Origin of the sequence: Streptomyces sp. NPDC059853, assembly GCF_042731495.1 — a bacterium.
GTDB lineage: Bacteria > Actinomycetota > Actinomycetes > Streptomycetales > Streptomycetaceae > Streptomyces.
The window spans coordinates 1-7,909 of sequence record NZ_JBHWJL010000249.1 but is presented as its reverse complement, the minus strand read 5'-3'; the positions used below and the strand labels follow the sequence as shown (position 1 = coordinate 7,909).

Genomic DNA, 7,909 nt, shown 5'->3' with positions numbered 1-7,909 from the left:
GGCCGACCCCTACGGCGCGCTCGACCTGGCCGTGGAGAAGCTCGAAGCCCGGCTGCGCAGGCAGCACGACAAGCGCAAGTGCCGTCGCGGCAAGGGGCGCATCCCCGCCAGTGAGGTGGGCGCGGCCGTCCCCGAGGCGGCGGTGATCAACGACGAGGGCGAGCTGGAGGTCGGCCCCCGGGAGCCGGAGGAGCCCGCGGTGCCGGTGCGCCGCGCGGGTTCGATCGTCGTGCAGGGCGATGGGCCGCTCGTCGTCCGGGAGAAGACCCACAAGGCCGCCCCCATGTCGCTGGAACAGGCGCTGGAGGAGATGGAGCTGGTGGGCCACGACTTCTATCTGTTCGTGGACATCGACACCAAGCTGCCGAGCGTGGTCTACCGGCGGCACGGGTACGACTACGGCGTGATCCACCTGGAAGGTGACCCGCTGGCGGAGCGGGCCCCGGTCGGTGCGGGAGCCGTACTGGGCGGCTGACATCGCTCCTGCGGGCGCCCCCGGGCCGGATCGTGGATCTGGCGGGGGCGCCCGTCATGGAATCATGGGCGTGCCAACCGGCTTACGGTGGCCATCCGTTGTCCGGTGGGCGGTACCGGCCTGTGCAGGGGGATACGACGATGGTGGACGGCTTCGGACCCGTGATGCCCCGCACCGGGCCGGCGCGGGAGCGGCGGGGCCTGCCGCACGGGGCGCCGGAGACGGAGAGTACGGACGGTATGGACGGTGTGCCCACCCGCCGGGAGCCGATCCGGGTGCTGGTCGTGGACGACCACGAGCTGTTCCGGCGGGGTCTGGAGATCGTGCTGGCGCAGGAGGAGGACATCCAGGTCATCGGGGAGGCCGGGGACGGCGCCGAGGCCGTGGAGAAGGCCGCCGACCTGCTGCCCGACATCGTGCTGATGGATGTGCGGATGCCGCGCCGGGGCGGGATCGAGGCGTGCACCTCGATCAAGGAGGTGGCCCCCAGCGCGCGGATCATCATGCTGACGATCAGCGACGAGGAAGCCGATCTCTATGACGCGATCAAGGCCGGGGCGACGGGCTATCTGCTGAAGGAGATCTCCACCGACGAGGTGACCGCCGCGATCCGGGCGGTGGCGGACGGTCAGTCGCAGATCAGCCCGTCGATGGCGGCCAAGCTGCTCACCGAGTTCAAGTCGATGATCCAGCGCACCGACGAGCGGAGGCTGGTCCCGGCGCCCAAGCTCACCGACCGGGAGCTGGAGGTGCTGAAGCTGGTGGCCACCGGGAAGAACAACCGGGACATCGCCAAGGCGCTGTTCATCTCCGAGAACACCGTGAAGAACCACGTGCGCAACATCCTGGAGAAGCTTCAGCTGCACTCCAGGATGGAGGCCGTGGTGTACGCGATGCGGGAGAAGATCCTGGATCTGGAGACCGGCTAGGTAACACAGCTGGGGTGCCGTCCCTGGGCCGTCTCGTGTGGATCTTCGTGGACGAGGCCGCGTTGTCGGATGCGGTGCGTCGCGAGGCGCCGGAGCGCCCTCAGGGTGGTGTCCTCCGGGCGGTTCGGCAACGCGGGGAGGTTCCCCCGGCCTTCGGCCGGGAGGTGCCCCCATCAGCCGCGTAAACAACCCCGCGGGTCAATACACCTAGCGGTAGGCGGCGCGGAGGGCCGCGGCCAGCTCGCGCTCCAGCGGGACGTGCAGCTCGTCGGGGGTGGTGCGCTCCACCCGGACCGCCTCGGCGCCCACCCAGGACGCCGCCTCGACCAGGGCCTCGGCCATGGCCGGGACGGACTTCGCGGCCCGCTCGGGGCCGCCCTCGAACGAGGCGTGCCGGGCGACGAGCGTGGTGCCCTCGCGGGCCGGGTCCACCCGGCCCAGCAGCCGGCCGCCGGACAGCAGGGGCATGGCGAAGTAGCCGTAGACGCGGCGCGGCCGGGGTACGTACGCCTCCAGCCGGTGCACGAAGCCGAACATCCGCTCGGTGCGGGCGCGGTCCCAGATCAGCGAGTCGAACGGGGAGAGCAGCGTGGTGCGGTGCCGGCCGCGCGGCGTGCTCTCCAGCGCGCGGGGGTCGGCCCAGATCCGGTGCCGGCCCTCCCGGCGCCCGCCCGCCGGGGCCCAGCCGTCGACCGTGACCTCCACCAGGCCGGAGTCCTCGACGACCGAGGCGACCTCGGCGGACTTCAGCCGGTGGTAGTCGGCCAGGTCGGCCTGGGTGGCCACGCCCAGCGCGGCGCCCGCCTGCGCGACCAGCCGGCGCAGACAGGTGGCGTCGTCGAGATCGTCGTGCAGCAGGGCGTCGGGGACGGCCCGCTCGGCCAGGTCGTACACCCGCTTCCAGCCGCGCCGCTCGACACACACCACCTCCCCGAACATGAGTGCCCGCTCGACGGCGACCTTGGCGTCGCTCCAGTCCCACCAGGGGCCGCCGTTCTTCGCCCCGCCCAGCTCGGTGGCGGTCAGCGGGCCCTCCGAGCGCAGCTGGTCCACGACCCGCTGGTACACGCCCTCGGCCAGCCCGTGGTACAAGGATTCGCGGTCGCGGAAGGCGCGGCGCCGGAAGGCGAACAGCGGCCACTCCTCGATGGGCAGCACGCACGCGGCGTGCGACCAGTACTCGAAGGAGGCGCCGCCCGACCAGTACGCCTCCTCCACCGCCTGCCGGCCGACCGCGCCCAGCCGCGCGTACGGCAGCAGTTCGTGCGAGCGGGCCAGCACCGAGATGGTGTCGAGCTGGACCTGACCGAGGTGGCGCAGGACGCCGCGCACCCCGGCCCGGCGGTCCACCGCGCCGAGCAGTCCCTGGGCGCGCAGCGCGATCCGGCGGGCCTCGTCGGCGGTCAGGCGGGCAGGAGCAACAGTCATGGTGGCGATCGTAGGGCCGACCACTGACACTCGCGTCGGCGCTCGCATACCATGGCCGGTGCGGCGGGGCCATTCTCGCTGTGCCCGCGTCCCAGCAGGCCCGACCCAAGGAGACCAGCCCTCGTGTCCGTCTTCAACAAGCTCATGCGTGCAGGCGAAGGCAAGATCCTGCGCAAGCTGCACCGCATCGCCGCTCAGGTGAATTCCATTGAAGAGGACTTCCTTGATCTCTCCGACGCGGAGCTGCGGGCGCTGACCGACGAGTACAAGGAGCGCCTCGACCAGGGCGAGACGCTCGACGACCTGCTCCCGGAGGCGTTCGCCACGGTCCGTGAGGCCGCCAAGCGGGTGCTGGGCCAGCGCCACTACGACGTGCAGCTGATGGGGGGCGCGGCGCTGCACCTCGGTTATGTCGCGGAGATGAAGACCGGTGAGGGCAAGACGCTGGTCGGCACGCTGCCCACGTATCTGAACGCGCTGTCCGGCAAGGGCGTGCACCTGATCACGACCAACGACTACCTGGCGCAGCGCGACTCGGAGTGGATGGGCCGTGTCCACCGTTTCCTGGGCCTGGAGGTCGGCTGCATCACGGCGGGCATGACCCCGGCGCAGCGGCGGGCGCAGTACGCGTGCGACATCACCTACGGCACGAACAACGAGTTCGGCTTCGACTACCTGCGCGACAACATGGCGTGGTCGAAGGAAGAACTGGTGCAGCGCGGCCACAACTTCGCGGTGGTGGACGAGGTCGACTCGATCCTCATCGACGAGGCGCGTACCCCGCTGATCATCTCCGGCCCCGCCGACCAGGCGACGAAGTGGTACGCGGACTTCGCGAAGCTGGTCAAGCGGCTGGAGAAGGGTGAGGCGGCGGTGCCCTCGCGCCAGCAGGCGGAGACCGGCGACTACGACGTGGACGAGAAGAAGCGCACGGTCGCCATCCACGACGCCGGTGTCAGCAAGGTCGAGGACTGGCTGGGCATCGACAACCTGTACGAGTCGGTGAACACGCCGCTGGTCGGTTACCTCAACAACGCGATCAAGGCCAAGGAGCTGTACAAGAAGGACAAGGACTACGTCGTCATCGACGGCGAGGTCGTGATCGTCGACGAGCACACCGGCCGTATCCTCGCGGGCCGCCGCTACAACGAGGGCATGCACCAGGCCATCGAGGCCAAGGAGGGGGTGAAGATCAAGGACGAGAACCAGACGCTCGCCAAGATCACCCTCCAGAACTACTTCCGGCTGTACAGCAAGCTGTCGGGCATGACCGGTACGGCGATGACCGAGGCCGCCGAGTTCCACCAGATCTACAAGCTGGGCGTGGTGCCGATCCCGACCAACCGGGGGATGGCGCGCATCGACCAGGCGGACCTGATCTACCGCACCGAGGTCGCCAAGTTCAACGCGGTGGTCGAGGACATCGTGGAGAAGCACCGCACCGGGCAGCCGGTGCTGGTGGGGACGACGTCGGTGGAGAAGTCGGAGTACCTGTCCCAGCAGCTGAACAAGCGCGGTGTGCGGCACGAGGTGCTGAACGCGAAGAACCACGAGCGGGAGGCGGCGATCGTCGCCAAGGCCGGCCGCAAGGGCGCGGTCACGGTGGCCACCAACATGGCGGGCCGCGGTACCGACATCAAGCTGGGCGGCAACCCGGACGACATCGCCGAGGCGGAGCTGCGCAAGCGCGGCCTGGACCCGGTGGAGCACGTCGAGGAGTGGGCGGCGGCGCTGCCGCAGGCGCTGGAGCGGGCCGAGAAGGCCGTCGAGGACGAGTTCCAGGAGGTCAAGGAGCTGGGCGGGCTCTACGTCCTGGGCACCGAGCGGCACGAGTCGCGGCGTATCGACAACCAGCTGCGCGGCCGGTCCGGACGTCAGGGCGACCCGGGCGAGTCGCGGTTCTACCTGTCGCTGGGCGATGACCTGATGCGGCTGTTCAAGGCGCAGATGGTGGAGCGGGTCATGGCGATGGCCAATGTGCCCGACGACGTGCCGATCGAGAACAAGATGGTGACCCGGGCGATCGCCTCCGCTCAGGGCCAGGTCGAGCAGCAGAACTTCGAGATCCGCAAGAACGTCCTCAAGTACGACGAGGTGCTCAACCGGCAGCGCGAGGTCATCTACGGCGAGCGCCGCCGGGTCCTGGAGGGCGAGGACCTGCACGAGCAGATCCGCTTCTTCATGGACGACACCATCGACGCCTACGTCCAGGCGGAGACGGTGGAGGGCTTCGCCGAGGAGTGGGACATGGACCGGCTGTGGGGCGCGTTCAAGCAGCTCTACCCGGTGCAGGTCTCGGTGGAGGACCTGGAGGACGAGGCGGGCGGCCGGGACGGGCTGACGCCGGAGTTCATCGCGGAGTCCATCAAGGAGGACATCCACAAGCAGTACGACGCCCGCGAGGAGGAGCTGGGCTCCGAGGTGATGCGGGAGCTGGAGCGGCGTGTGGTGCTCTCCGTGCTGGACCGCAAGTGGCGTGAGCACCTGTACGAGATGGACTACCTCCAGGAGGGCATCGGGCTGCGCGCGATGGCGCAGCGCGACCCGGTGGTGGAGTTCCAGCGCGAGGGCTTCGACATGTTCACGGCCATGATGGACGGGATCAAGGAGGAGTCGGTCGGCTACCTGTTCAACCTGGAGGTCCAGGTGGAGCGGAAGGTCGAGCAGGTGCCGGTCCAGGCGGCTGCGCCGGGCGCGGGCGCCGGCGGCGCGGCGCCGAAGATCCTGGCCAAGGGCCTGGAGGCGCCGAAGCGGGCGGACCGGCTGCATCTGTCGGCCCCGTCGGTGGACGGGGAGGGCGGTGTCGTGGAGAGCGATGTCGTCACCGGTGCCGACCAGCCGACGGGTGGCCGGGCGGACCGCCGGAAGGCCCAGAAGGGCGGCCGGCGCCGCAAGAAGTGACGCGGAGCCCGCGAGCGCGGTGACGGAGGGGCGGCGGGGCCGGCGGAAGCCGGTACCGCCGCCCCTCCGGCGTGCGGGGGCGGTGCGCCTGCGGCGTGCGGGGCGCGCCCCGCCGGATCAGCGGCGGCTGCCGTCGATGCGGCGGGTGGGCGGCGCCGTGGGATGCGGCGGGTCCTGGTGGCCGGGGTTCATCGTGTCCAGCTCCAGCGCCGCGCACCGCCAGCCGCCCGCCCCGCCCTCCTCCAGGCGGAAGGCGATGGCCCGGGTGCGGTCGCCCTCCGTCACGCGGGCGAACGCTTCGAGCACCCCGGACGCCGGGCGGGTGGCGTCCACCCGGCGCAGCACCGGGACCCCGCCGCTGCCCAGCGGGGGGTGGTCGGCGGCGCGGGCGAGCGTCTCGTACGCCTCGGGCGTGGTGTGCCCCATCAGCAGGTGGACGGGGCGGCGGCCGCTGAGGATCAGCAGCAGCCGCTCGGCGAACCAGCGCGGCGGGCCGCTGGTGGTGCCGCCCCTGCGGGGCAGCGGCACGCCGGGGCGCCGGGGGTCGGTGCGCCGGGTGCGGGGCCCGGACCCCGCACCGGTGCGGGAGCGTCGGTCGATCCTGCTCGGCCCGGTGGTGTGCACGCCGCCCCCTGTTTCTACTCACGAGTAACTATGACGCAGTGTAGTCAGTCGACAGCGGAGCGGCAAGGCGTACCCTGGGATCACCCCCGTCAAGTCCTGTGATGAAAGCGGCAGTCCATGCGCGTCTACCTCCCCCTCACCCTCCCCGGGCTCGCCGCCCTGCACCGGACGGGAGAGCTGGGGCCCGCGCCGCTGGCCGCCGTCGCCGTCACCCCCGCCCTGCGCGCCTGGTACGGAGCGGACGCGGACGAGGAGGAACTGGAGTACGCCGCGCTCGGCGAGGCCGCCGACGCCTCGCTGCGGCTGCTCGCCGCCGACCCCGCCGCGCCCCGGCGCCGCGTGGTCCTCGCCGCCGAGGTCCCCGACCGCACCGTCGTGCCCGGCACCGACCCCGCGGCGCCCGGCGCCGTCACCCTCACCGCCCCCGTCCCGCCGGCCCGGCTCGCCGCCGTCCACCTCGACGCCGCCGCCGCGGAGCCCGACGTCACCGCCGCCCTCGCCGACGGCACGGACGACACGGACGCCCTCGCCGACCCCGGCCACGAACTGCTCTGGTACGGCGTCCAGGAGATCCCCCACCTCCTGCCGTAATCGTTCGCACCCGCCCGCGCCGCCCCGTACCGTCGAGACCATGCCTGTGGACACCCAGACCGCCGCCCCGCGCCCCGCCGCCCACATCGTGTGGGACTGGAACGGCACCCTCCTGCACGACACGGACGTCGTCGTCGAGTCCGTCAACGCCTGCCTCGCCGTCTTCGAGGCCGGTCCCATCACCGTGGAGCGCTACCGCGACGAGTACTGCGTCCCCATCCCCCGCTTCTACCAGCGCCTCCTCGGCCGCGAGCTGAGCGGCCCCGAATGGGAACGCCTCGACGGCGCCTTCCAGCGGCACTACGCCCAGCACGCCGGCCGCGCCGCGCTCACCGAGGGCGCCACCGACCTGCTGCTCTCCTGGCAGCGCGCCGGCCACACCCAGTCGCTGTGCTCCCTCGCCCTGCACGACCAGCTCACCCCGCTGGTCACCCGGCTCGGCATCGCCGGCCACTTCACCCGCGTCGACGGCAGCACCGGCGCGGGCAACCGCACCGGCAAGGCCGAGCAGATGGCCCGTCACCTGGCCGCCCTCGGCTCCGTCCCCCCGGAGCGCACCGTCGTCATCGGCGACGCCACCGACGACGCGCTGGCCGCCGCGCACATCGGGGCGCACGCCGTGTTGTATACAGGCGGATCGCACAGCCGCCGCAGTCTCCGGCGCGCCGGCGTCCCCGTCGTGGACAGCCTCGCGGACGCGGTCGCCCTGGCAGCGGAGCTGGGGGGTGTCTGACGGGTCCCGCCCGGCCCGGAGGCCGCCCCCGGCCCGGCGGCTGGGAGGTGCCCCCAGGCACGGCACCCCGCCGCACCACGCTCCGCTCCGTCTCTGCTCTCTTGGGAGACTCGGGAAGCAGAGCTGTCGGGCCCGGCCGGGCAGCCCACTACGAGGCCGGCCCTCCGCCTTGAGCGAAGCGAAGGGGGCACCTCCCAGCGTCAGCTGGGGGAGCACCGCACCAGGATC

Annotated in this window: 7 protein-coding genes; 5 read left to right on the top strand and 2 right to left on the bottom strand. The window is 71.9% G+C overall.

Annotation, left to right across the window (positions count from 1 at the left end; translation table 11 throughout):
- On the top strand, positions 1-475 hold a 475-nt coding region (locus ACFV5N_RS21555; protein WP_385602249.1), incomplete at its 5' end, for an HPF/RaiA family ribosome-associated protein.
- A 140-nt stretch (positions 476-615) separates the two neighbouring features.
- Positions 616-1,404: a response regulator gene (locus ACFV5N_RS21550; RefSeq protein ID WP_385602247.1), complete on the top strand. Its 789-nt coding sequence runs from the start codon at positions 616-618 to the stop codon at positions 1,402-1,404.
- 207 nt (positions 1,405-1,611) lie between these two features.
- On the opposite strand, the gene ACFV5N_RS21545 is transcribed toward ACFV5N_RS21550, so the two are convergent.
- The gene (locus ACFV5N_RS21545) at positions 1,612-2,832 is read right to left on the bottom strand and encodes a winged helix-turn-helix domain-containing protein (RefSeq protein WP_385602244.1); all 1,221 of its coding nucleotides are present in this window, start codon (positions 2,830-2,832) and stop codon (positions 1,612-1,614) included.
- A gap of 123 nt (positions 2,833-2,955) precedes the next feature.
- Between ACFV5N_RS21545 and secA the strand changes: the two genes are divergently transcribed.
- The gene (gene secA, locus ACFV5N_RS21540; RefSeq protein WP_385602242.1) at positions 2,956-5,733 is read left to right on the top strand and encodes a preprotein translocase subunit SecA; all 2,778 of its coding nucleotides are present in this window, start codon (positions 2,956-2,958) and stop codon (positions 5,731-5,733) included.
- Between the two features lie 117 nt (positions 5,734-5,850).
- Here the strand turns inward: secA and ACFV5N_RS21535 are convergent, their stop codons facing one another.
- Complete coding sequence (locus tag ACFV5N_RS21535) at positions 5,851-6,357, bottom strand: Rv3235 family protein (protein ID WP_385602239.1); 507 nt, start codon at positions 6,355-6,357, stop codon at positions 5,851-5,853.
- A gap of 117 nt (positions 6,358-6,474) precedes the next feature.
- Here ACFV5N_RS21535 and ACFV5N_RS21530 point away from each other — a divergent pair, with 117 nt between their 5' ends.
- Both ACFV5N_RS21530 and ACFV5N_RS21525 read left to right on the top strand, forming a co-directional pair.
- Positions 6,475-6,948 (top strand): DUF6912 family protein, encoded by a 474-nt coding sequence (locus tag ACFV5N_RS21530; protein WP_385602236.1) that lies wholly within the window; start codon positions 6,475-6,477, stop codon positions 6,946-6,948.
- Positions 6,949-6,988: 40 nt separating this feature from the next.
- On the top strand, positions 6,989-7,681 hold the full coding sequence (locus ACFV5N_RS21525) for an HAD family hydrolase (RefSeq protein ID WP_385602233.1): 693 nt from the start codon (positions 6,989-6,991) through the stop codon (positions 7,679-7,681).
- Positions 7,682-7,909 lie beyond the last annotated feature (228 nt).

Excerpts from the sequence above, each read along its gene's own strand:
- ACFV5N_RS21550 (WP_385602247.1), top strand. The coding sequence starts at position 616 with ATGGTGGACGGCTTCGGACCCGTGATGCCCCGCACCGGGCCGGCGCGG.
- ACFV5N_RS21545 (WP_385602244.1), bottom strand. The coding sequence starts at position 2,832 with ATGACTGTTGCTCCTGCCCGCCTGACCGCCGACGAGGCCCGCCGGATC.
- ACFV5N_RS21530 (WP_385602236.1), top strand. The coding sequence starts at position 6,475 with ATGCGCGTCTACCTCCCCCTCACCCTCCCCGGGCTCGCCGCCCTGCAC.
- ACFV5N_RS21525 (WP_385602233.1), top strand. The coding sequence starts at position 6,989 with ATGCCTGTGGACACCCAGACCGCCGCCCCGCGCCCCGCCGCCCACATC.